The organism is Gilliamella sp. (assembly GCF_024104075.1).
GTDB classification, from domain to species: domain Bacteria; phylum Pseudomonadota; class Gammaproteobacteria; order Enterobacterales; family Orbaceae; genus Gilliamella; species Gilliamella bombi.
In genome coordinates this window covers 23,907-46,158 of record NZ_JAGGHR010000018.1, presented here as the reverse complement: position 1 = coordinate 46,158, position 22,252 = coordinate 23,907, and the positions used below count along the sequence as shown (strand labels likewise).

Genomic DNA, 22,252 nt, shown 5'->3' with positions numbered 1-22,252 from the left:
CCGTCATTCAGCCAATGGCTGGGTATCACCTGAACAATATGAACAACAATATTACCAAAACGAAAAAATGATAGAGGTGGGCACTGTCTAATATTTTTGCGAGAAACACTTATCATACTTAAACAAAGTAAAAAGTGTCGGGAAAAGCAATAACTGAAAGTTTTTCATAGTTTGGAATATAATAAATTTGCCAACAGATAGGCTAAAGCGTAAAATGCCCATCCTATTTTGCTTAACCTATTACTTATAAGTAATACTGACCTGAAATCAGAGGCATTTTTAATGACAAATTTATATGCAAAACCAGAATTACTTTCTCCTGCCGGTTCTTTAAAAAATATGCGTTATGCTTTCGCATATGGTGCAGATGCTGTTTATGCCGGCCAACCGCGATATAGTTTACGAGTTCGTAATAATGAATTTAATCATGAAAATCTAGCAATTGGTATTAACGAAGCACATGCTCAAGGTAAGAAGTTTTATGTAGTTGTGAATATAGCACCGCATAACTCGAAGTTAAAAACTTTTATTCGTGATTTAGAACCCATTGTAAATATGAAACCTGATGCTTTTATCATGTCAGATCCAGGTTTAATCATGTTAGTTCGCGAACATTTTCCTGATATGGAAATTCACTTATCTGTACAATCGAATGCTGTTAACTGGGCAACAGTAAAATTTTGGCATCAAATGGGATTAACTCGAGTCGTTTTATCGCGCGAATTATCACTTGATGAAATTGCTGAAATCCGTGAAAAAGTTCCTGAAATGGAGTTAGAAGTGTTTATCCATGGTGCATTGTGTATGGCATATTCTGGGCGCTGCCTGCTTTCGGGCTATATTAATAAGCGTGATTCAAATCAAGGAACATGCACTAATGCCTGCCGTTGGAAATATAAAGTTGCTGAGGGTAAAGAAGACGAAGTGGGGCAAATTGTACATAAATGTGAACCGATCTCGGTAAAACAAGTTGAACCAACATTAGGAATTGGTCAAACTACTAGTAAAGTATTTATGCTTGAAGAATCAGGTCGCTCAGGTGAATATATGCAAGCTTACGAAGATGAGCATGGTACATATATTATGAACTCAAAGGATTTAAGAGCAGTGGAACTAGTAGATGATTTAACAAAAATTGGTGTACATTCGCTCAAGATTGAAGGAAGAACTAAATCTTTTTATTATTGTGCAAGAACAGCACAAGTGTATCGCCAAGCTATTGATGCGGCGAGTGAAGGTAAACCTTTTGATCCTCGCTTGTTACAAGAGCTTAATGCACTTGCTCATCGAGGGTATACGGAAGGATTTTTACGTCGCCATAAGCATGAAGAAATGCAAAACTACGAACATAGCCATTCAGTTTCGGAAAGGCAACAATTTGTTGGTGAGTTTAGTGGTGAGCGATTAAATGGATTGGCTGAAGTTATCGTAAAAAATAAATTCTCTGTTGGGGATAGCGTTGAAATGATGACACCGAAAGGTAATAAAACTTTCACGATTGAGCGAATGGAAAACAAAAAAGGGCAACCTGTTCCTGCTGGTTTAGGTGATGGTCATATTGTTTATATTCCGATTCCTGAAGAAATCGATTTAAATTATGCTTTATTAATGCGTAATTTTGATTAGTTTGGTTAAGCATAAAAACTGTTCGGGATGTCCGAACAGTTATATTAAACAGAATTTTATTATTGACGAATTAAATTGTCTCCATAACCTATCCATTTATAGGTAGTTAAAGCTTCGAGTCCCATTGGTCCGCGTGCATGTAGTTTTTGTGTACTAACTGCTACTTCTGCACCTAATCCAAATTGCCCACCATCAGTAAAACGTGTTGATGCATTGACATAAACTGCAGCTGCATCAACCTGATTTACGAACTGTTCTGCATTAAGCAAGTTACGCGTGAGAATGGATTCCGAATGCCCCGTACCATACTCGCGGATATGCTCTACAGCCAATTCAAGTGAATCAACAATGATCACGTTTAAATCTTTTGATAACCATTCTTGCCGTAATTCTTCATTTTTTACTGGTAGGATAGTTGCATTACCTGTTTTTAATATGTCATAACAGTTTTGGTCAGTATGTAATACGACGTTATTATCTGCCATGACCTGACAAAGTTTTGGTAAAAACTGCTCCGCAATATTTCGGTGGACTAGTAACGTTTCAAGCGTATTACAAGTGCTTGGACGCTGAGTTTTGGCATTGACAATAATTGGTAGAGCATTATCAACATCAGCACTTTCATCAACAAAAATGTGACAGACTCCAATACCACCTGTAATGACAGGTATTGTTGAATGTTCACGGCATAATTTATGTAAAGATGCACCACCTCGGGGGATAATCATATCGATATACTTATCGAGTTTAAGTAACTCATGAATATATTTACGATCAGGATTATTAATACATTGAACAGCTGTCTGGGGTAAACCAACTTGTTTTAACGCTTTTTGAATAACAGAAATTGTGGCCATATTAGTATTGATTGTTTCTTTACCCCCGCGAAGTATTGCGGCATTGCCTGTTTTTAAACAAAGAGCTGTAATATCAATTGTTACATTTGGTCGAGCCTCGTAAATCGCACCAATAACGCCAAGTGGTACTCTGTGACGGTGTAACTTTAAGCCGTTTTCTAAAGTAGAACCATCAATGATTTGACCAATAGGATCAGTTAATGAAATGATTTTACGGACATCATTGGCAATAGATGATAATCGTTTGGGTGTTAAGAGTAGACGATCTAAAATGGCTTCGTTTAAATTTTGTTTTTTTGCCGCTTGGATGTCCTTTTCATTTGCAATGAGTATACTTGCGCTATGCTGTTCTAATAAATCAGCAATAACCATCAACATGTTGTTTTTCATTGCGGTAGGACATTGTGCTAGTTGATATGAAGCAAGTTTAGCAGTTTTACCCATTTGCTGTAACATTGTTATCACCACGATTTTATATTACTATTTAGTTGTTTTATATTATTTATTTATTTTTTTTAATAATGATTGCTTATCATCATCAGTCATATAATTTAAATCTATCTACTGCTAACCAATTAGCAATTATACCTCCAATAGCTAATCCCATGATTTTCCTTCCTTGTTTATTATTTATTTTATTATCATATCATCACGATGAACAGCAACGTGACCATATTCATAGCCAATAATTTGACTAATTTCTTGAGAATGATGCCCAGCAATTTGCCTTAAAGCATCACTATTATAACGACTGACACCGCGCGCAATGCGTTTGCCAAATTTGTCGCAAATATCAATAACTTCGCCGCGAGAAAAATCTTTCTCTACGCTGATAATTCCTTTAGGTAATAGCGAACTACCATTATTTAAAATCGCATTAACAGCACCATCATCTAATAACACTTTGCCTGCTTTTGGTGCGCCAAACAACCAGTGTTTACGATGTTCTAGTGGTGTTTTTTGTGGTAAAAAATGTGTTCCAATCGGTTTATTATTGACAATATCAATAATAACATTTGGTTTATTTCCTGCAGCGATAATAACTTCTATACCCGCACTTCCTGCTACTTCAGCTGCTTGTAATTTTGTGCTCATACCACCCGTGCCAAGCCCTGAAACACTACCACCGGCGATACTTCGTAAATTATCGTCAATATGATCAATTTCATGAATTAACTTGGCACTTTTATCAGATCTTGGATCGGCTGTATAAAGACCTTCAATATCGGTTAATAAAATCAACTTATCTGCTTCAGCTAAAATGGCAGCTAGCGCTGATAAGTTATCATTATCGCCAACTTTAATTTCTGCGGTTGCAACAGCATCATTTTCATTGATGACAGGAACAATATGATTATCTAACATTGCTTTTAAAACGTCTTGGGCATTTAAAAATCTTTCACGATCTTCAAGGTCTGCACGGGTAAGTAACATTTGACCAATATAGATCTTATAGATAGAAAATAGCTGTTCCCAAAGTTGAATAAGCTTACTTTGTCCAACAGAAGCGAGTAATTGCTTTGAAGCAACAGTATTAGGTAGGGTAGGGAAGTTAAGATATTCGCGTCCAGCTGAAATTGCACCAGATGTAACAATGATAATTTTATGTCCATCTTGATGTAGACTTGCGCATTGTCTTATCAACTCAACTATTTGTGCTCGATCAAGTTGTTTTGTTCCACCTGTTAGTACACTGGTACCTAATTTAACAACCACGGTTTGTTGTTTTTTAATAGTCATAGCATATTCTTATTTTTTCACGTTATATAACAGACTTCATCCAATTTACTGATTGTGTTAACGCCTGATGCAAACTTTTTTGTAACTGTGTTTTAGGTACAGTTATTACTTTATTTTGTTTGATTGAATGAATTAATTTTGCTTCACAAAGATCACTTAACTTATCATCCTCAAAGATGATATTCATAACAGGCACATGACAAGCATGAGTTAAAAGTCCTTGATTTTTTATTGAAAAATAATTTAATTCTGCTGCCAATTGTTGGTTGGATATTGAAGGCAATCCCAAACGGCTAGCTAACATATCTTTATAACTATTCGGTAGATTTTTTTGCAGATCTTTATCAACAAAGATTTGATGAATAAACGGAGTAAAGTTAAATACGCCTTTTATTTTATTTGGCATCAAATAAGCTAAACGTGTGGCAATATGCGAACCAAACCTAAATCCAGCAACAATAATCCGATGATCATCTATCCATGGAACAGAAGACAACTGCTCTAATATAGCTTGATGAATTTGGCTACTATTTTGTGATAAAGCAAAGTTACGGCTATAACCAACAGTTGGTAGATCAACAGTTAGCATGGCAAATCCATGCGGCGCTAAAAATTCACTAAAATAACGATAATAATCGATCTGCAAATTGCCTAACGCATTACAAATCAACACAACAGGGCAAGTCCCTTCGCATTTTGGCAAATGTAAAATTGTTTTGACACTACGATTATCGACTTTAAATTCCAGTTCTTTTATCAAAAATGGCGAAAATTGAAGAGCTTTTGCATAATACTGATAAGCGCATGTTTGGGCATACATTGCTAGTTGGTCATTTTTAAAATGAGGATAACTAGCAATACTTGCATATATGCTGGCTATGAGATAATAATTGTGTAAATTATTTTTATTTTCATCTATAAGATTTGCTTCATCAATTGATTCAGCTTTAGCTTGCCATACTGCCGCTTGATTTAAAAATTCATAGACCCAGTTGCCAGATTGATAACCAGCAACAGTGTCTAGCCAGGTATCATTTGTGTGGCGTCGAGTTGAAGCGGCAATTTTTGATAAAACCGCTTCAGCCTCTAATTTGGGTAATCCACGCCAATGCCACAAAATGGGATTAATAATTCGATACCATCTGGAGTCAACTTCCCCATCTAAGGCGCTAATGCTACTACCATTACTATTATCAATGCGATTGATAAGTGTTGAAGTTTCAGGATAATCAAATTGTGGTTTAAATATCTGTTCAGTTAGATTTTCGGTAGTTGCCATAACAACCTTAACTTCCTTATCAATTATTTATGATCGCTAATAGGTTTAACAAACATAACACCGGTATCCCATGGCTGTTCAATCCAAGTATCTTGTGCAATATCGACAACATAATCATCAACAAGTGGTTTACCAGCAGGTTTTGCAAAAATAGTTACGAAGTGAGCTTTAGGGTACATTTCGCGAATTGTATGAGCAGTGTTACCAGTGTCAACTAAATCATCAACAACAATAAAACCTTCACCATCGCCATTAGCTTGTTTTAATATTAGTTTTTCACGTTGATGATCATGATCATAACTTGAAATACAAACGGTATCGACATAACGAATACTTAATTCGCGCGCTAAAATTGCCGCTGGAACTAATCCACCACGACTAACGGCAATAATACCTTTCCATTGATTTGCAGGTAATAAGCGTTCAGAAAGTTGGCGCCCATAGGATTGCAACATTTCCCAAGTAACATTGAATTTTTTCTTTTCAGCAATAAGTTCTGCTTTATGTTGTTTTTTGGCTTGGATTTCTTCTTCTGTTAATAAAATTTGATCTGTTGACATTGAGTAACCTGCAATTTTAATCGATTGTATGAATAAATAAATATTAATGAACTAAAAATAGATGTAAAATTGCACCTTATTATAATGTGATTCAATAAAAAAAACCACTCATTAATTTATTACATACTTAATATTGAGGTTATATTATGCTTTCTACCTTAACGCCTAAATTTGTTTGGCAGATTTTTAATGATATCTGTAAAATTCCGCACCCATCTCACCATGAACAAATGATAACTAAATATATCGTCGATTTTGCTAAAACTCATGGTATTGATTGCAAACTTGATAAAGTAGGTAATATTTTGTTAAGTAAACCTGCTACCAAAGGTATGGAAGAGTGCCCATCAATTGCATTACAGGCTCATATGGATATGGTGCCACAAAAAAATGAAGGTACTAGTCACGACTTTTTAACTGACCCAATTCAAGCTTATGTTGATGGCGAATGGGTAAAAGCCAAAGGAACGACATTAGGTGCTGATAATGGCGTTGGGTTAGCATCTGCATTAGCTGTTTTAATTGATCCTGCTGTTGAACATGGAGCAATTGAAGTATTGATAACAGTATCAGAAGAAACTGGTATGCACGGAGCCTTTGGTTTACAACCTAATTGGCTAAAAAGTCACTATCTAATTAATACTGATTCTGAAGATGAAGGCGAAATATTTACAGGTTGTGCTGGCGGCGTTGACTTTACTACAACCTTTGCTGTTACTTATGCAGTAATGCCAGAAAAGCATGATTGTTATATGAACATTTCACTTAAAGGATTAAAAGGGGGGCATTCAGGTTGTGATATTCATCTTGGCCGTGGAAATGCAATTAAATTGATGGCTCGCTTTTTAGCGCAATATGCACAAGATATCTCGTTTAGATTAGCTGATATAAAAGGTGGTTCACTACGTAATGCGATCCCAAGAGAAGCCTTTATTGAAATTACACTAAATAAACAAGATCTGCCAAAATTAGAAGCCATTGTTAAACAGTATCAAACAATTTTACACAGTGAGTTAGGTTATGTAGAACCTGCTATCGAAATAACGTTATCGAAAGTTGAATCAAACAAAGTAAAACGCGTATTAACTACAGAGCATCAAAATAAAATCATAAGCTGGTTAAATTCAGCGCCTAATGGTGTAGTTAGAATGAGCGATCAACTTCATGGTGTGGTTGAAACATCGCTCAATTTAGGTATTGTTAGTATTGAGGACAATCAACTGAATGTCCATTTTCTTATTCGTTCTCAAGTCGATAGTGCTAAAGATGCGGTTGTATCAACATTGACATCACTTAGCCAATTAGTGGATGCTAATTATGAAATAAGTGGCGGTTATTCAGGTTGGGAACCTAATTTAGATTCACAGCTTTTAAAGCTTGCTAAAGATAAATATCACGAAATTTTTTCTCAGAAAGCCAAAATAATGGTGATTCATGCAGGCCTTGAATGTGGTTTATTTAAACAAAGTTACCCAAATCTGGATATGATATCAATTGGACCAACGATTGTTTCGCCACATTCACCAGATGAAAAAGTTAACATTCAAAGTGTTTATCGTTATTGGGAATTATTGATAGCGATATTAAAATCAGCAACTTTATTAAAATAATCCAACACCTCACCTGCCGATCTTTATCGGCAGGCATTTCGAACAGATTACTCGTGTTTATATTTACTAAAAAATAATTTAATACAACATAATACGTTAGAATATTTGGGTGTCTGCAAAAAATCTTTGAAATTAAATTCACAAAAAGTGAATAAAAATTCATTTTGTGCTTGTAATAGCCTTATAAATAACCTACTATATGCACATTATTGCATAAAAAATAGATAAGGGTAGGGTATGTTAAAAGCAATTATTGTTGGTGCAAGTGGTTATGCAGGGGCAAAATTAGCTCATTATTTACACAAGCATCCGCATATACAACTTATTGCTTTAACTGTGTCTGAAAACAGCCAAGACGGTGGTAAGCTTATTTCTGATTATGATTTACACCCTCAATTAAAAAGTGTTGTTGACTTACCACTTATTGCCACTGCAGATTATTCTGCCTATATCAATGATCTTGATATAGTTTTTTTAGCTACTGAACATGCAGTCAGCCACAATATAGCTCCTTATTTTTTAGAACATGGTTGTACAGTTTTTGATTTGTCGGGTGCGTTTAGAGTTAACTCTGCTTCTTTTTATACCGATTATTATGGTTTTATCCATCAGCACCCAAAATGGTTAGATAAAGCAGTTTATGGCTTAGCAGAATGGAATAGTGAACAAATCAAACAGGCACAACTGATTGCTGTACCAGGATGTTATCCTACAGCATCACAATTACCATTAAAACCATTAATCGAGGAGGGGCTATTAGATAATTCACAATGGCCTGTTATTAATGCTGTGAGTGGGGTGAGTGGAGCAGGGCGAAAACCTTCGCATAATAATATATTTTGTGAAGTAAGTTTACATGCCTATGGACTTTTTACTCATCGGCACCAACCCGAAATTGCAACACACTTAGGTCAAGAAGTGATCTTTACACCTCATTTAGGCAGTTTTAAACAAGGTATCCACGCCACAATTACTTGCCGAGTAAATGAAGGTGTTACATCACAAGATATCCTCAAAGCTCTAAATAAATATTACAAAAATAAGCCTTTGATTAGAATTTATCAAAAAGATTGGCCAGCATTAAAATCTGTCATTGGTTTGCCTTATTGTGATATTGGATTTGTATTAAAAGATCGTCATTTAATATTAATTTCTGTTGAAGATAACTTATTAAAAGGCGCAGCAGCACAAGCTGTGCAGTGTATGAACATTCGATATAATTTTGATGAAACCACGTCATTATTATAAAAATGAGTGAATTATTTCAAAAGCTCTGTACAAAATTTTTAATGAATTAAAAGTAGGTTAAATTAATAGGAAACTAAAATGAAACCATTAATTATAAAACTTGGAGGCGTATTGCTCGACAATAAAGATGCCTTAAGTAAATTATTTGACGTTATTAGTGAGTACAAAAAAAATTTTCAACGATCATTAATTATTGTTCATGGTGGTGGTACGGTAGTTGATTCATTAATGGATAGGCTTTCTTTACCCGTAGTCCGTCGCAATGGATTACGGGTAACTCCTGCTGATCAAATTGATGTTATTGTTGGTAGCCTTGCTGGCAGTGCCAATACTACTTTATTGTCAGAAGCAAAAAAACAGCAAATAGCAAGTGTAGGACTCTGTTTAGCTGATGGTAATAGTGTAGAAGTTAAACAAATTTCAGAAGATTTAGGTTATGTTGGTGAAGCCAAAGCTGGCGATCCTACATTAATCAATCTACTTATTAATTCGGGTTACCTTCCCATTATTAGCTCGATTGGTATTACTCAAGCGGGACAAATGATGAATGTTAATGCCGATCACGCAGCGGTAGCACTAGCTAAGACCTTAAATGCAGATTTAATATTATTGTCTGATGTAGTTGGCGTACTTGACGAAAACAAACAACGCATTGAATCATTAACTCAATCACAAGCGGAGCAACTGATTGCTACAGGTGTTATTACAGACGGTATGGTTGTTAAAGTGAATTCAGCTTTCGAAGCCGCCAAGGCCTTAGGACGACCAATTGATATTGCTAGTTGGAAAGAATCCCACCAACTCATCGAATTATTTAATGGGCAATCAGGCACTACAGGCACAAGAATCATTGCTTAGATATTGAGCAGCTATTATATTAAGCTAGTTATCTATATCTAACAATTAATAAAAAAATGTCTTTAACTCATTTTTATCGTCAGTTAATTTAGAAAGGGTATAACATGAAAAAAAGTGGAACAAAAAAGGTTGTGTTGGCTTATTCGGGTGGCTTGGATACATCAGCAATTATTCCTTGGTTGAAAGAAAATTATGGTGGATGTGAAGTTTATGCCTTTGTTGCTAATGTAGGTCAAGATCCAAAAGAACTAAAAGATGTAGAAAAAAAGGCTAAAGCATCGGGTGCAGTTGCATGTAAAGTTGTTGATTTAAGAGAAGAATTTGTTAAAGATTACGTATATCCGGTCTTAAAAACAGGAGCCTTATACGAAGGAACTTATTATCTTGGTACCTCAATGGCTCGTCCAATTATTGCAAAGGCGCAAGTTGAATATGCGTTAGAAGTTGGGGCTGATACACTCTGTCACGGAGCGACAGGTAAAGGCAATGACCAAGTGCGTTTTGAAACAACCTATACTGCACTTGCACCACAACTTAAAGTGATTGCTCCTTGGCGTGAATGGGATCTGCGTTCACGCGAAGCATTAATTGATTATTTAAAAGTCCGTAAAATTCCAACAACTGCAACCGTTGAAAAAATTTACAGCCGTGACGAAAACGCATGGCATATCTCCACTGAAGGTGGTGTGTTAGAAAGCACATGGAACCAAGCTAATACAGATTGCTGGGCTTGGACTGTTTCGCCTGAAGATGCTCCAAACCAACCAGAATTAGTAACCATTGGTATTGAAAAAGGCGAAGTGGTTTCAGTAAATGGGAAAAAATTATCACCATATAACTGTGTTGCAACATTAAATAAAATTGGTGCAAAACATGGTGTTGGTCGAGTTGATATCATTGAAAATCGCTTAGTCGGTATCAAATCGCGTGGTTGTTATGAAACGCCTGGCGGCACAATAATGATGACAGCATTACGTGGTTTAGAACAATTAATATTAGACCGTGACAGCTTTAAATGGCGTGAACAGCTAGGTATTGAAATGGCTTATGTTGTTTATGATGGGCGCTGGTTTGCACCATATCGTCGATCAATTCAAGCTGCGGCTGAAGTTTTGGCACAAGACATGACGGGTGAAGTAGTGGTTAAACTTTATAAAGGTAATGCAACTGCCGTGCAAAAGAAATCACCAAATAGCCTATATAATGAAGAATTTGCTACATTTGGTGAAGATGAAGTTTATGATCATAGCCATGCAGGAGGATTCATTCGTCTATTCTCATTATCATCACGTATACGTGCTTTAAATGAGGAACAGCAAAAACAAACTGCCAAAAAAGCGAAAAAGTAAACGCCAATTTGCAAATAAAATAGCGATAATAATAAATATATACAGGCAATGTCCTGTATATATTATTTTTATTCTTGATTAAATTTAATTTTATTATAAAAATAAATATATAAAACGAAAATTGAAATTGTACAGCTAATCATTAAGATAACATTTATTTAAGATAATATTGAGGTAATTATGGCATTATGGGGTGGGCGTTTTAGCCAAGAAGCAGATCAACGATTTAAGCATTTTAATGATTCATTACGCTTTGATTATCGTCTTGCAGAGCAAGATATCATTGGCTCAATTGCTTGGTCAAAAGCATTGGTGACGGTTAACGTTATATCTTATGATGAACAAAAAAAATTAGAAAAAGCCTTAAATGAATTGTTGCTATTGGTTAAACAAGATCCTAACCAAATTTTACAAAGTGATGTCGAAGATATACACAGTTGGGTTGAACAAAAACTGATTGAAAAAATTGGCGACTTAGGTAAAAAATTACACACAGGACGAAGCCGTAATGACCAATCAACAACCGACTTAAAATTATGGTGTAAAGACAAAATTCCTCATTTAATTAATGCGATAAATCACTTACGCCAATTACTAGTTACAACCGCTGAACAGCACCAAAAAGCTATTATGCCTGGTTACACCCACTTGCAACGAGCACAACCAATTACATTTGCGCATTGGTGCCTGGCTTATTTTGAAATGCTAAGTCGTGATGTCAGCCGTTTAGAAGATACATTGCAACGTTTAGATGTTAGTCCATTAGGCTCAGGTGCATTAGCCGGAACTGCCTATCCAATGGATCGTGAACAATTAGCGCATTGGTTAGGATTTGCTCAAGCAACTAACAATAGTTTGGATTCGGTGTCTGATCGTGATCACATTCTTGAACTATTAAATAATGCCTCAATAGGTATGATACACCTATCGCGTTTTGCTGAAGATCTTATTATTTTTAATAGTGGTGAAGCCAATTTTGTTGAACTATCAGATCGAGTGAGTTCAGGATCTTCACTCATGCCACAAAAAAAGAATCCAGATGCATTAGAACTGATTCGTGGTAAAGTAGGGCGGGTTGCGGGTGCATTAACAGGTGCCTTAATGACCTTCAAAGGTTTACCGCTTGCTTATAATAAAGATTTACAAGAAGACAAAGAGCACCTATTTGATGCACTTGATACTTGGCAAGAATGCTTAGATATGGCAACACTAGTACTAGAGGATATTAAAATTAACTACACAAATTGCCAAGAAGCTGCCAAACAAGGTTATTCTAATGCAACTGAACTGGCTGATTATTTAGTAGCCAAAGGCATACCGTTCCGTGAGGCACACCACATTGTTGGTGAAGCAGTTGTTGATGCTATTGCAAAGCAAAAAGCGCTCGAAGAACTTTCGCTTGAAGAACTACAAAAATTTAGCCCAGTTATTGATAATGATGTTTATCCAATATTATCGTTAGAATCATGCCTAGCTAAACGATGTGCCAAAGGTGGGGTTTCACCACAACAGGTAAAATCAGCGATTGAAGTTGCCAAGCAACAACTTTATAAACGGCTATATTAATCTAATACAACTATACTGGCGTTAGCCGGTATTTTTATACTGAAACACATAGTTACCGGAGACTTTTTAACAAAAATCTGATTGTATATCTGTTTATACAGTGTAAAAATAGAATTCTTTTTTGAATGGATTAAAGTGAAGTATAATGAGTAAAAGTTATAATTTTAGTGCAGGTCCAGCAAAATTGCCTGCTGAAGTATTAAAACAAGTTCAAACTGAATTATTAAATTGGCATAATACAGGCGCATCAGTCATGGAATTAAGCCATAGAGGTAAAGATTTTGACGCCTGTGCTATTGAGGCCACCAACGACCTACGAGAAATCTTAAACGTTCCAAACAATTACAAAATTCTTTATTGCCAAGGTGGAGCTAGAGCACAATTTGCTGCAGTTCCATTAAATATTTTAGGAAATAAAACCAATGCCGACTATATTAACAGTGGTTATTGGAGCCAATGCGCAATCAAAGAAGCCAGCAAATATTGCCAAGTGAATGAACAAAATGTTGTTATCAAACAAAACGGACTAACGGCTGTTAAATCTATGTCAGAATGGCAATTAAATGATAATTCTGCCTATGTACACTATTGTCCAAACGAAACAATTGATGGCGTTCAAATCTTTGAAGACCCCAACTTTGGTGATAAAACCGTTGTAGCTGACTTATCATCATGTATATTATCGCAACCTATTGACATAAACCGATATGGCATAATTTATGCGGGTGCTCAAAAAAATATTGGTCCATCAGGTATTACCATTATCATTGTGCGAGAAGATCTAATTGGCCATGCAAAAAAAATGTTACCATCAGTACTAGATTACAAAATCTTAATGGACAACGATTCAATGTTTAACACTCCACCTACATTTGCATGGTATTTGTCGGGGCTAGTGTTTAAATGGATAAAAAGTCTTGGTGGACTAAAAGCAATGCAGCAACGAAACCAAGCTAAAGCACAATCACTATATCAATTCATCGACCAATCTAATTTTTATCGAAATAATGTTGCAGTAGCTAATCGGTCAATTATGAATGTTACTTTTTTATCACCAAATGAAGAGTTGGATAAAAAATTTGTAAGCGAAGCAACTCAAGCTAACATTATTGGCATTAAAGGTCACCGAATTGCAGGAGGCATGCGAGCATCAATTTATAATGCTATGGATCAAGAAGGCGTTAATTATTTAATTGATTTTATGCAGCGATTTGAAAAACAAAATAGCTAAATTAACTCAAAATATTACAAGTCATTACTATCAGCAAAAAGGGAAGGAAAAACTTCCCTTTTTCATTTAATCAGCATTATTTACAGCTATAAACCTCACCAACCATAACCGCATCTGTTGGTGCAATATCAGAAATATATTGCATTGAAGTATCCTGTGCATTATAAATCACATTACCACCCATTGCAGCAGCTTTATTCATCAGGTCAGAAGCCGCATCACGAATAAGCTCACTATGTGTTTTAAGACCAGAAAAAAAACTACTACGACGTCCCTCTGCTTTACCTAATAACTGACAAGAAGCAGCTGGTTTAGTATCAATAAACTGAACTTGACTACCGGCAGAAGTAGTTTGATAGTTAGAACTACTACAAGCACCTAAAAGCAAAGTCGCAACCATCGCAACACTAATAAATAATAATTTTTTTATAAACATAATATTTCCTCAACCAATAAAACAACAATCAATAATAAACTAAATTATTGTAGCAGTTTAATTAAACAAAAAATATCAGTAATTAAACTTGTATAAAATCCAACAAATCACAGGACAATAAATAATCAAACCGACCTATTTTATTAATTAACTATAGCAAATTCGATTTAACTCTATTATAATCGCAAGCCTACTAACTAAGTAGCACATCCAAATGGCCCCTTAGCTCAGTTGGTCAGAGCAGTCGACTCATAATCGATTGGTCACTGGTTCAAGTCCAGTAGGGGCCACCATTAAACACTATGATTTATATAAGCTTTTAACCATCTTTAACGTTTCTCATTGTGTCGTTGAGCGAGCCTTGTGCCGTAAATGTGACATTGTTTGCAAATTCAAGCATATGATCTGCGTTTAGATGAGCGTATTTATTCACCATCTCTAACGTTTCCCATCCGCCAAGATTTTTGAGCGTATAGAGCGGTGTACCTGCTTGAACGTGCCAGCTTGCCCAAGTGTGGCGTAAATCATGAAAGTGAAAATTATCTATTCCTGATAATTGACAGGCTTGTTTAAAATCTCGCCGATCAATATCACGCACTCGCTTTTTAGTTGAACGAGTGAATACATATTCACAATTATTCCTGAATCTTAACTTACGTACTAACTCCATTGCGTCATGATTTAGTAATAACGCTCTTGCTTTTCCTGATTTTGCGTTTTCGTTAGTGACGGTTGCTACACGATTAACAAGATCAACATTGTGCCACGTTAGCGTAAATATCTCACTCATACGCGCACCTGTTGATAGCGCAAAAAAACAAACGTCTTTCATCCATTGTAATTTTAGATTCTGTATGAGTAAGCTTGCTTTTTCCTTTGTGATCCACCTTACTCTGACTTTAGGCTCACCATAACGAGGAATGTAGGGAACAGCATCAATCCAGTTCATTTTATGAGCTAAACTAAACGCCCTGAGAATCGTAGAGCGATAACGGTTTTTTGTACCATTTGCTATTGGTTTCTTAGTTTTTGCATGAAATGTTGGTATACTGTTCGTTAACTCCTCACCAGTTATACTTGATAAATCTCTGCCCGAAAAGATATTTAAAAAATATTCTGCGTGAGCCTGTTTATAGTCAAATCTTGCTTGATGTTCTCCATCTTTTAACATCAATATAATAGCTTCCTCAAAAAGCCTAGTTGGCTTTTTGTTGATTCTTGACGTTTCCCACAATTCTACTTTTAGTCTATCGTGATATTCTAACGCCTGCTTTTTGTCTGCCGTACCAGTAGAGCGCCTAATTCTTGAGCCATCTGGCGCGACGATGTCAATATGCCAAACTTCTCCCCGTTTTTTAATTGACATTTTTTTACCTCCTTAATTTCAGAGGTTAGCCGATTTGCATTATGATTCGCTTTGAACTTTTCTTCAAACTCTTTTTTATCAGCTAACCATTTTCCAACTCTATTTTTTGATTTAGATTGAAAAGAAAATCCGTATTCTTTTCTTTTGTCATAAAGATACGTGTAAGATAATTTTGTCATTCTTGCCGCATCTTTTAATGTAATCATTTCCATAATTACCTCTGATTTTCATCTCTCGCTGTGCTTTAGTGTAGTTAGTCATGTTTGCCTCTACTAATAAAGCAATGTTATAATTTCAGTCACATCATCTAAATTCATAGCCCACTCTACAAAATCATTCGAATGCATAGCAGGCACAAAATAGCCGTCGCTTTCTTTACTAATTAAAGCGCAACTGATAATTAACTTATCTTCACCACTTTTTACATATGCGAAACCATTGTGATTTATAAGAATCTTTTTTAATTGTTTAGTCATTATTGTTTCCTTGAGATATTGGTTATCGCACGCCAAATAATCAGCGTGATTATTTTCTTTTGATTACAGCTTTTACTGGTTCGACCATACAGTTATCAGCAAACACTTCTCCTTGACCGCTAATAAGATTGATTGCGCATCCGTTAGTTATTTCGTGTACACCTTTAGATGAGCATTTGAAAACAAACGACAGAATAATCGGGTCTAATTCAATCTTCATATAAAGCTCGTTATCAAACAAGAAAACATAACCATAGTCGATATGTTGAAATTCGATTTTGCCGTGGTTAAATACGGATTCATCAATTTGCATAATTATTCCCATAAAGTATCTACGCCAAATAATCAGCGCAGATATTTGTAATAAATTAATAGAATAGGGTGGTTGTTCAGTGAGTTATTAACAGATTTTGTTGGTAACTTTGTAACTTATTGATTAAAAAGGAATCTCATCATCTATAAACTCATTTTGCTGAGCTGATGTTTGTGGTTTGGATTGTTGTTCTGACTGATTACTGCTTTTATCGAACGTTAACGCTTCAAAATCATCAACTATAAAATAAATAGCTGTTTTGTTGTTGCCTTGTTGGTCCTGCCATTTATCTGTTTTGTATCGAGTTGTAACACGAATAAAAGCACCTTTGCCTTTATCTCGCACTTTCTCAGCAATCTTACCGAATGCTCGTAAGTTAGCCCAGTCTGTGACGTTTTCGTAGTTATCACCATTCTTCTTGTAGCTACCGATTGCCATAGTGAAATTAACGATTAACTTGTTATCAGAGGTGTAACGCTCCTCGATTTTCCCGATTCTGCCAGTGAATAGACACTGATTTAAATTATTTGCCATTTTCTTGCTCCAGTTGTTTATCAATTTGTTTTTGCATTTTTTCAATTTCTTTAACGCAAGCAATAGCCTCTTTTAATAGTTCAGTTCGTGTTAATGGGTTTTTATCTTTAATCATAATTACTCCGTTTTTTCAGCCCAATAACATGCTGAATAATAGCCATTATTCGAGCTTTCACAATGCACATAACCTGTAACGCCAAGTTTTTTATTAACAATAGCGATCCTGTCTTCACCGTCTATATTGCTTAAATCTGGAAATTCGCAAAACTCCCAATCAGTTAGATCATCATCTGTTATATTCTTACCGTTATTATCATGAACAGTTATACTTGCCCAGTCACAACAGCAACCACCACAATCATAGCCGACTAAATACTTATTTTTATCATCTATTAAATTGTTGTCTATCCATTGCATATTATTTAACCTCTTTTAACTCAAGCACTGCATCATTTGAATACACAGACTCTTTTATCTCACCCCAACAAATATCAACGAAATCATGATTGTCGTTTTGCAAATAAAAATCCAAGCATTGTTCAGCATAGCTTTTTGCTTCTTCTTCTGTGTTGTGATATTCAAAACCATCGCCGTTGTGGTCATACGTAAAATATTTCATAATTACTCCTCCGGTAGCGGTAGCTCATCTGCATAAATCCAGTGAGTTATTTCATCGTGATGTATATCCCATTCATTTTTATTGTTGTCGTACCAGTCATAACAGATTGTCCGACATAGTTCGCCCAGACTGTTTTTAAACTGAATTACAACAAAACACAATTTACTGCCGATCCCACCATCATTTTCGGGAGATTCTTTGCTAGCATCACGCCAATTAATCATCACCCACCTCCGTTAAATCAGTTTCTGGTACTAATTGAATGCTAATAAAATCGCCCATAAGGACAGGAACGTGATACCACGGGCACATAACACCCGATTCATCATATGCATAATAAATATCATTATTTGCGATTTCTGTTCTCATGCCGTTATATAAAACAGGGTCGAATAAACTAAATTTTGGTATCGGTAAATCAACGTCATATACTTTTTCGCTCACTTAAACCTCGCTTATAATTAACTCTTACATTCCCACAGCGAAACGGAACAAGCAGAATTAGACACGTATCAAAATTACAGTTATTTACAGACTTTTCACCGCTCGGCAATAGATACTGATAACGACCATCCGGAACATAAATAATACAGTTTTGTCCGTGTACGTTGTCACTCCATGCTTTTGTTGCAGGAGTGTAGGGCAGGACCATTAATACTTGTTTGCTAAATTTGTTTACTTGTTCAATCGCTTTTTGGAAAAACCCCCATTTCCGTGAAAAAGGAGGGTTGCAAAATGAGGTATTACTTGGATAACTAGCTAAAAACCATAAATTACTCTCTAACGCATTGTCAGATTCTGTTATATAACAAGTTGCGCTATTTATTTTCACATCTTCACTTGAGCAACATACATCAGTATCAAAGCCTTTTATATTCAGCAGTGTTAACGCATCATTGATCAATAATTCTGACGTTCGCCAGTAATCTTTATTCTGCTTCTCTGTTTGTGATTTGTTTAGAATAGCCATTATTTTTCCTCTAAAATTAATGTCACTCTGTCGCCAACGGCGTGACTACCGTCATGTCAAACAATATGACTTGTATATTTCAAACTAGTGCGCTAACTGCAATTGCGGACAGTGTCTCTGCTAACACTAATCATCAACGCATATACCAGACGTTATTTTTTTAGCTTGTTGTTATGCTTCGACTACAGAAAAATCAGCATCTAAAATCATTTCATTATCTTGACTTATGCCAGCTTCTGCTTTTTCGTCAAGAATTACAGCTTGCTGAATTTCAATTGAAACAGGTAAATACTTAAATAATCGTCGAATGACTGTTTTCTTTGCCATTTCTTCCCAGTGAGTTATCCAAGGTCCTTTATCACCAGCTTTACTTTGTTTGCGAACCGATTCAATTTGGTTGAATGTCATTACTTCAAACTGAGAACCGCCATCTTTCAAGCGGGCAACAGCATAAACATAGGTGATTTGTGCTGATTCGTCGGCTTTTGGAGTGTGTTTTAAATCTTCATTTAAACCATACTCATAATGAAAATCATCGCCCTCTCGAACAGTTCTTGCTGATATGCTGATGATTTGCCCTGAACGTCTGGCAAGATCAATCATGCCTCTATAACCAATAATTAACTGTACGTTAGATTTTCCATCCTTCGCTTTACCGTTACCAAATGGGAGTAGGTAGGCATGCCCAAGTGCACCTCCCGGTTCTAAACCCAATTGCGAGCATTGAACAACTGCTCCTAAAAAACTTTGAATGTTTGAATCTGCTAATGCTGGTGTTTTCCGAATTTCTGTTGTAACGATTCTTGCCATTCTGTCGGGGTTCATGTGTTTTGGAAGTGCCATGGCAAGTTGGTTTTTAATTTTTGGAGAGTTAACTAATTCAGCTAATGTTGCTGGCTTTTTGTCTTGATTTGTTAGTTGAGTTTTTTCTAGGTCAGATTTAGCAATAGGTGGTTGATTTTGTTCACTCATTTTTTAATTCCTTAGCCCAATAAGGCAATGATAATGTTTGAAGTGCTGGAAAATTGTTGTCTTCTGTACATTGTTTGAATCTAAATAAATTAGCTTTATAAGCTTGACGGCCAATGTTTTTAGCGACCTCATCTAACATGAAAGTTTTTACAGGGTATCTTCCACAATTGATAGTTGTGCTAACTACCAAGAAAACAAAAGTAGGTTTTTCTCCAGTAATAGATTGAACGCCGTCGCTATAAAACGAGTCTTGCACATGATAACGATAGTCATATGAATGAGCATAAAAGCGATCAATATCAGCAGATGTTTTTATATCCGCTACCCAGTTAAATTTTTCTATAAATTTATCAGGTCGGCATCGGCATAAAATATCTGTATCAATATCATTCCAATATATAGATGATTCTGTATACCCCCGCTCTTCAATAATCCATTTCGCTAATGGATGAGCCATTGCACTATCACGCATTAGAAGCAGCTTTCTGTAATCTTCATTGGTGATGATTGCTTGATTAAATTCTTCGGCTTCTTTGAGTAACTCTTGGTACTCGGCTTTTCCTGCGTTGGTTCTTAAATTGATTGGCTTTGGTATTATGAAACGCCTTTTAAATTCTTCAGGCTCTAATAGTAAACAATGAAAAGCTGTCCCCATGTCCAGTGATGACATTTTACTTTTATCAACTGGCGCATTTTTTACCCACTGATAAAGAGCGGGACTTTCTTCAATAAAATCTAGTTGCGATTTACTAATACCTGCGCCATTGTGATAATCTTCGTTAGATATATCGTAATAAATACCTTGTTTCATTATCTTTACTCCGTCGCCACTTCTAACATCCATCGAATCAGCATAAACAATCCGCCGAATGTCACAATTAAGACACAAAAAAGGGCGTATAGTTGTTCGCCCTTTGTCATTCTGTAATTAATATTAAATCGGTCTGTGTCATGTACATTACAGCCAACATGATCAATCGGTATTGTGTTCATGCTATTTCCTCAGCTCTTCGAAAAACCAATCTGTTATGTCACTATAGTGCTTAAAATATTCATCAGTTAAATCGCTACAAAACCACAAGCCGTTACTCCAACGGCGAGATGAACGCCCATTAATATGGGGACAGGGATACTACATCTAAGACTTACTACACTCTTTTTATTAGTCCAACCTACATTTGCATCAAGACACGCATTTAACAATAATGCTAGTTCATGCTCAGTTTCACACTTAACAAACCAATCTTTTTGCTGTAACCGCTCAATAATCTTTTTACTTGTCATTGTTTAATCCTCATGAATTCTAGCCGCTAAATCTGTAAAAAAGCCCGTTACTCAATTCACGGGCAAAGGATTTGCATGTACTCGTCTTTCCGAGTTGTCAGAATCTTTTGTTATACTCAGCTTTAGCTTGTGAGTAACACATATCGGTTATAAACTGATTGTAAATATCAGCGTCAATGCTTTTACTTTCTAGCTTTATTTTTAACAGCTCTACTATTTGCCAATCGTTGTCGTTACTGAAATTTTTAAGCAATTCTTCGGCTCTAGCTTCAATCCAATCATCTTTAGCGTCTTGCATTTCGACATCGCTCATCATGTTGCAATATGCTCTTTCGTAACCGTTCTCTACAGTTCTATGTAATTGCATAACTCACCTCTATTATTCTTATCAACCTCAAACTCAAGCGCACTTGTTTAAATGCGCTTTGATTTGAATACTGGTACATACCCCAGTAGGTGTTGCGCTCCCTTACTCCGTGTCATCCTTTCATCAGCTTAGAGGGAGCTAGGCATTTCGTTCTAAGATGAGCTTCGCTTTCACACTGTCTACTTGAATAACACTTTATAAGTTGTTCCGACTTTCCGAGTTTTTAAAGAGCTTCAACTTTTTGGTTAAGTTGATTTGTTTTGATGTGATTATTACAACATAAGTTGTTATTAATATCAACACCTAAAGTTGTTATTATTTTTGATTAAGTTGTTAAGTTGTTGTTTTTGTGTGATTGATTGTTATTCGTTTGCTTATTTTTTAATCAATGAATTGTTTTAAAGCTGTGGTGGGGATTTTAGATGTGAAAAAAGCCCCGAAAGGGACTTTGTTATTTTTGGTATATATTAAGCGACTTTAGCTAAGCTTAATGCAAATTTATACCCATCATTGTATGCGGTAAAAGCATCTTTGTGTCTGACGCTACCAGCTTGACTGTACGGGATGCTATCTAAAACTGAATCATCAGTCGCTTTAGGTATTCCATTTACTGCATGAAAATACCCTAACTCAAATGCACAGCCAGCGCATTTATGTCGGCTAAATGTACCTTGATATTCAGGTAATGATTCGAAGTGAACATCGTAACGGTGTGCCTTATAGCATATAGGTGAATAACCCATTTTTAATACCTCTCTGAGTGATAAGCATTAAATAGGGCTTTACTTAAAAAGAAAACGAATATAGAATAACTATCGAGATCTCGCAATAAAGCCCATAATGCTTTATTTTTTTGTATTAGCCCGATACGCCAATATCGGGCTTTCCCATATCTAGTAGTTTATTATGTTGCCAACCACTAAATATAGATCAAATTATACCCAATAAAATAAAAAGCTTCAATAAAAAGATCAGCTTAAAGAGGTCTATT

At 35.7% G+C, this 22,252-nt stretch carries 29 protein-coding genes and 1 tRNA gene; 8 read left to right on the top strand and 22 right to left on the bottom strand.

The window, feature by feature from the left end:
• Nucleotides 1-282: 282 nt before the first annotated feature.
• Nucleotides 283-1,626 (top strand): tRNA 5-hydroxyuridine modification protein YegQ, encoded by a 1,344-nt coding sequence (yegQ, locus tag J6569_RS07205; RefSeq protein ID WP_296318144.1) that lies wholly within the window; start codon nucleotides 283-285, stop codon nucleotides 1,624-1,626.
• 59 nt (nucleotides 1,627-1,685) lie between these two features.
• Here the strand turns inward: yegQ and proA are convergent, their stop codons facing one another.
• The 4 genes from proA to gpt form a co-directional block, all read right to left on the bottom strand.
• Nucleotides 1,686-2,939: a glutamate-5-semialdehyde dehydrogenase gene (gene proA, locus J6569_RS07200; RefSeq protein WP_296318143.1), complete on the bottom strand. Its 1,254-nt coding sequence runs from the start codon at nucleotides 2,937-2,939 to the stop codon at nucleotides 1,686-1,688.
• 174 nt (nucleotides 2,940-3,113) lie between these two features.
• Complete coding sequence (proB, locus tag J6569_RS07195; RefSeq protein ID WP_174798573.1) at nucleotides 3,114-4,217, bottom strand: glutamate 5-kinase; 1,104 nt, start codon at nucleotides 4,215-4,217, stop codon at nucleotides 3,114-3,116.
• A gap of 28 nt (nucleotides 4,218-4,245) precedes the next feature.
• Nucleotides 4,246-5,502, bottom strand: coding sequence for an alpha/beta hydrolase (locus J6569_RS07190; RefSeq protein WP_296318142.1), 1,257 nt, complete (start codon nucleotides 5,500-5,502; stop codon nucleotides 4,246-4,248).
• Nucleotides 5,503-5,525: 23 nt separating this feature from the next.
• The gene (gpt, locus tag J6569_RS07185) at nucleotides 5,526-6,062 is read right to left on the bottom strand and encodes a xanthine phosphoribosyltransferase (RefSeq protein WP_081296839.1); all 537 of its coding nucleotides are present in this window, start codon (nucleotides 6,060-6,062) and stop codon (nucleotides 5,526-5,528) included.
• A gap of 146 nt (nucleotides 6,063-6,208) precedes the next feature.
• Here gpt and J6569_RS07180 point away from each other — a divergent pair, with 146 nt between their 5' ends.
• The 6 genes from J6569_RS07180 (at nucleotide 6,209) to serC (ending at nucleotide 13,924) form a co-directional block, all read left to right on the top strand.
• The gene (locus J6569_RS07180) at nucleotides 6,209-7,672 is read left to right on the top strand and encodes an aminoacyl-histidine dipeptidase (RefSeq protein ID WP_296318141.1); all 1,464 of its coding nucleotides are present in this window, start codon (nucleotides 6,209-6,211) and stop codon (nucleotides 7,670-7,672) included.
• Nucleotides 7,673-7,909: 237 nt separating this feature from the next.
• The gene (gene argC / locus J6569_RS07175; protein ID WP_296318140.1) at nucleotides 7,910-8,920 is read left to right on the top strand and encodes an N-acetyl-gamma-glutamyl-phosphate reductase; all 1,011 of its coding nucleotides are present in this window, start codon (nucleotides 7,910-7,912) and stop codon (nucleotides 8,918-8,920) included.
• Nucleotides 8,921-8,998: 78 nt separating this feature from the next.
• Nucleotides 8,999-9,778, top strand: a complete 780-nt coding sequence (gene argB, locus J6569_RS07170; RefSeq protein ID WP_065590521.1) for an acetylglutamate kinase — start codon at nucleotides 8,999-9,001, stop codon at nucleotides 9,776-9,778.
• A 104-nt stretch (nucleotides 9,779-9,882) separates the two neighbouring features.
• Nucleotides 9,883-11,127 (top strand): argininosuccinate synthase, encoded by a 1,245-nt coding sequence (locus tag J6569_RS07165; protein WP_034912769.1) that lies wholly within the window; start codon nucleotides 9,883-9,885, stop codon nucleotides 11,125-11,127.
• Between the two features lie 180 nt (nucleotides 11,128-11,307).
• Nucleotides 11,308-12,693, top strand: a complete 1,386-nt coding sequence (gene argH, locus J6569_RS07160) for an argininosuccinate lyase (RefSeq protein ID WP_296318139.1) — start codon at nucleotides 11,308-11,310, stop codon at nucleotides 12,691-12,693.
• Between the two features lie 145 nt (nucleotides 12,694-12,838).
• A complete protein-coding gene (gene serC / locus J6569_RS07155) occupies nucleotides 12,839-13,924 on the top strand; it encodes a 3-phosphoserine/phosphohydroxythreonine transaminase (protein WP_296318138.1) in 1,086 nt (361 codons plus the stop codon).
• A gap of 76 nt (nucleotides 13,925-14,000) precedes the next feature.
• Here serC and J6569_RS07150 read toward each other — a convergent pair whose 3' ends face one another.
• Entirely contained in the window at nucleotides 14,001-14,360 is a 360-nt protein-coding gene (locus J6569_RS07150) for a DUF4156 domain-containing protein (protein ID WP_296301375.1), read from the bottom strand.
• Between the two features lie 216 nt (nucleotides 14,361-14,576).
• Between J6569_RS07150 and J6569_RS07145 the strand changes: the two genes are divergently transcribed.
• Nucleotides 14,577-14,653 (top strand) — tRNA-Ile (locus tag J6569_RS07145).
• Nucleotides 14,654-14,679: 26 nt separating this feature from the next.
• Here the strand turns inward: J6569_RS07145 and J6569_RS07140 are convergent.
• From J6569_RS07140 to J6569_RS07060, 17 genes are all read right to left on the bottom strand, one after another.
• Nucleotides 14,680-15,726, bottom strand: coding sequence for a site-specific integrase (locus tag J6569_RS07140; RefSeq protein WP_366941248.1), 1,047 nt, complete (start codon nucleotides 15,724-15,726; stop codon nucleotides 14,680-14,682).
• Nucleotides 15,621-15,932, bottom strand: a complete 312-nt coding sequence (locus tag J6569_RS07135; protein WP_296318136.1) for a hypothetical protein — start codon at nucleotides 15,930-15,932, stop codon at nucleotides 15,621-15,623. The genes J6569_RS07140 and J6569_RS07135 overlap by 106 nt, the downstream gene beginning before the upstream one ends.
• A gap of 66 nt (nucleotides 15,933-15,998) precedes the next feature.
• Nucleotides 15,999-16,202 (bottom strand): hypothetical protein, encoded by a 204-nt coding sequence (locus J6569_RS07130; RefSeq protein ID WP_296318135.1) that lies wholly within the window; start codon nucleotides 16,200-16,202, stop codon nucleotides 15,999-16,001.
• A 49-nt stretch (nucleotides 16,203-16,251) separates the two neighbouring features.
• Nucleotides 16,252-16,527: a hypothetical protein gene (locus J6569_RS07125; RefSeq protein WP_065609673.1), complete on the bottom strand. Its 276-nt coding sequence runs from the start codon at nucleotides 16,525-16,527 to the stop codon at nucleotides 16,252-16,254.
• A gap of 111 nt (nucleotides 16,528-16,638) precedes the next feature.
• The gene (locus tag J6569_RS07120; RefSeq protein WP_296318134.1) at nucleotides 16,639-17,049 is read right to left on the bottom strand and encodes a single-stranded DNA-binding protein; all 411 of its coding nucleotides are present in this window, start codon (nucleotides 17,047-17,049) and stop codon (nucleotides 16,639-16,641) included.
• Nucleotides 17,039-17,164 (bottom strand): hypothetical protein, encoded by a 126-nt coding sequence (locus J6569_RS07115; protein WP_296318133.1) that lies wholly within the window; start codon nucleotides 17,162-17,164, stop codon nucleotides 17,039-17,041. The genes J6569_RS07120 and J6569_RS07115 overlap by 11 nt, the downstream gene beginning before the upstream one ends.
• 2 nt (nucleotides 17,165-17,166) lie before the next feature.
• The gene (locus tag J6569_RS07110) at nucleotides 17,167-17,466 is read right to left on the bottom strand and encodes a hypothetical protein (protein ID WP_174798449.1); all 300 of its coding nucleotides are present in this window, start codon (nucleotides 17,464-17,466) and stop codon (nucleotides 17,167-17,169) included.
• A gap of 1 nt (nucleotide 17,467) precedes the next feature.
• A complete protein-coding gene (locus J6569_RS07105; RefSeq protein ID WP_296318132.1) occupies nucleotides 17,468-17,668 on the bottom strand; it encodes a hypothetical protein in 201 nt (66 codons plus the stop codon).
• Between the two features lie 2 nt (nucleotides 17,669-17,670).
• Nucleotides 17,671-17,892 (bottom strand): hypothetical protein, encoded by a 222-nt coding sequence (locus J6569_RS07100; RefSeq protein WP_296318131.1) that lies wholly within the window; start codon nucleotides 17,890-17,892, stop codon nucleotides 17,671-17,673.
• The gene (locus tag J6569_RS07095; RefSeq protein ID WP_296318130.1) at nucleotides 17,885-18,112 is read right to left on the bottom strand and encodes a hypothetical protein; all 228 of its coding nucleotides are present in this window, start codon (nucleotides 18,110-18,112) and stop codon (nucleotides 17,885-17,887) included. Before J6569_RS07095 ends, J6569_RS07100 begins: the two co-directional genes overlap by 8 nt.
• Nucleotides 18,093-18,638 carry a DNA N-6-adenine-methyltransferase gene (locus tag J6569_RS07090; RefSeq protein WP_296318129.1) on the bottom strand — a complete coding sequence of 182 codons (546 nt, stop codon included), beginning with the start codon at nucleotides 18,636-18,638 and terminating at the stop codon, nucleotides 18,093-18,095. The genes J6569_RS07095 and J6569_RS07090 overlap by 20 nt, the downstream gene beginning before the upstream one ends.
• Nucleotides 18,639-18,809: 171 nt before the next feature.
• Nucleotides 18,810-19,610: a recombination protein RecT gene (gene recT / locus J6569_RS07085; protein WP_174798442.1), complete on the bottom strand. Its 801-nt coding sequence runs from the start codon at nucleotides 19,608-19,610 to the stop codon at nucleotides 18,810-18,812.
• Complete coding sequence (locus tag J6569_RS07080; protein ID WP_296318128.1) at nucleotides 19,603-20,421, bottom strand: PD-(D/E)XK nuclease-like domain-containing protein; 819 nt, start codon at nucleotides 20,419-20,421, stop codon at nucleotides 19,603-19,605. Before J6569_RS07080 ends, recT begins: the two co-directional genes overlap by 8 nt.
• Nucleotides 20,422-20,426: 5 nt before the next feature.
• On the bottom strand, nucleotides 20,427-20,603 hold the full coding sequence (locus J6569_RS07075) for a hypothetical protein (protein WP_296318127.1): 177 nt from the start codon (nucleotides 20,601-20,603) through the stop codon (nucleotides 20,427-20,429).
• Between the two features lie 66 nt (nucleotides 20,604-20,669).
• Nucleotides 20,670-20,894, bottom strand: a complete 225-nt coding sequence (locus J6569_RS07070) for a hypothetical protein (RefSeq protein ID WP_296318126.1) — start codon at nucleotides 20,892-20,894, stop codon at nucleotides 20,670-20,672.
• Nucleotides 20,895-20,991: 97 nt separating this feature from the next.
• Nucleotides 20,992-21,261, bottom strand: coding sequence for a hypothetical protein (locus J6569_RS07065; RefSeq protein ID WP_296318125.1), 270 nt, complete (start codon nucleotides 21,259-21,261; stop codon nucleotides 20,992-20,994).
• A 467-nt stretch (nucleotides 21,262-21,728) separates the two neighbouring features.
• The gene (locus J6569_RS07060) at nucleotides 21,729-22,004 is read right to left on the bottom strand and encodes a hypothetical protein (protein WP_296318124.1); all 276 of its coding nucleotides are present in this window, start codon (nucleotides 22,002-22,004) and stop codon (nucleotides 21,729-21,731) included.
• Nucleotides 22,005-22,252 lie beyond the last annotated feature (248 nt).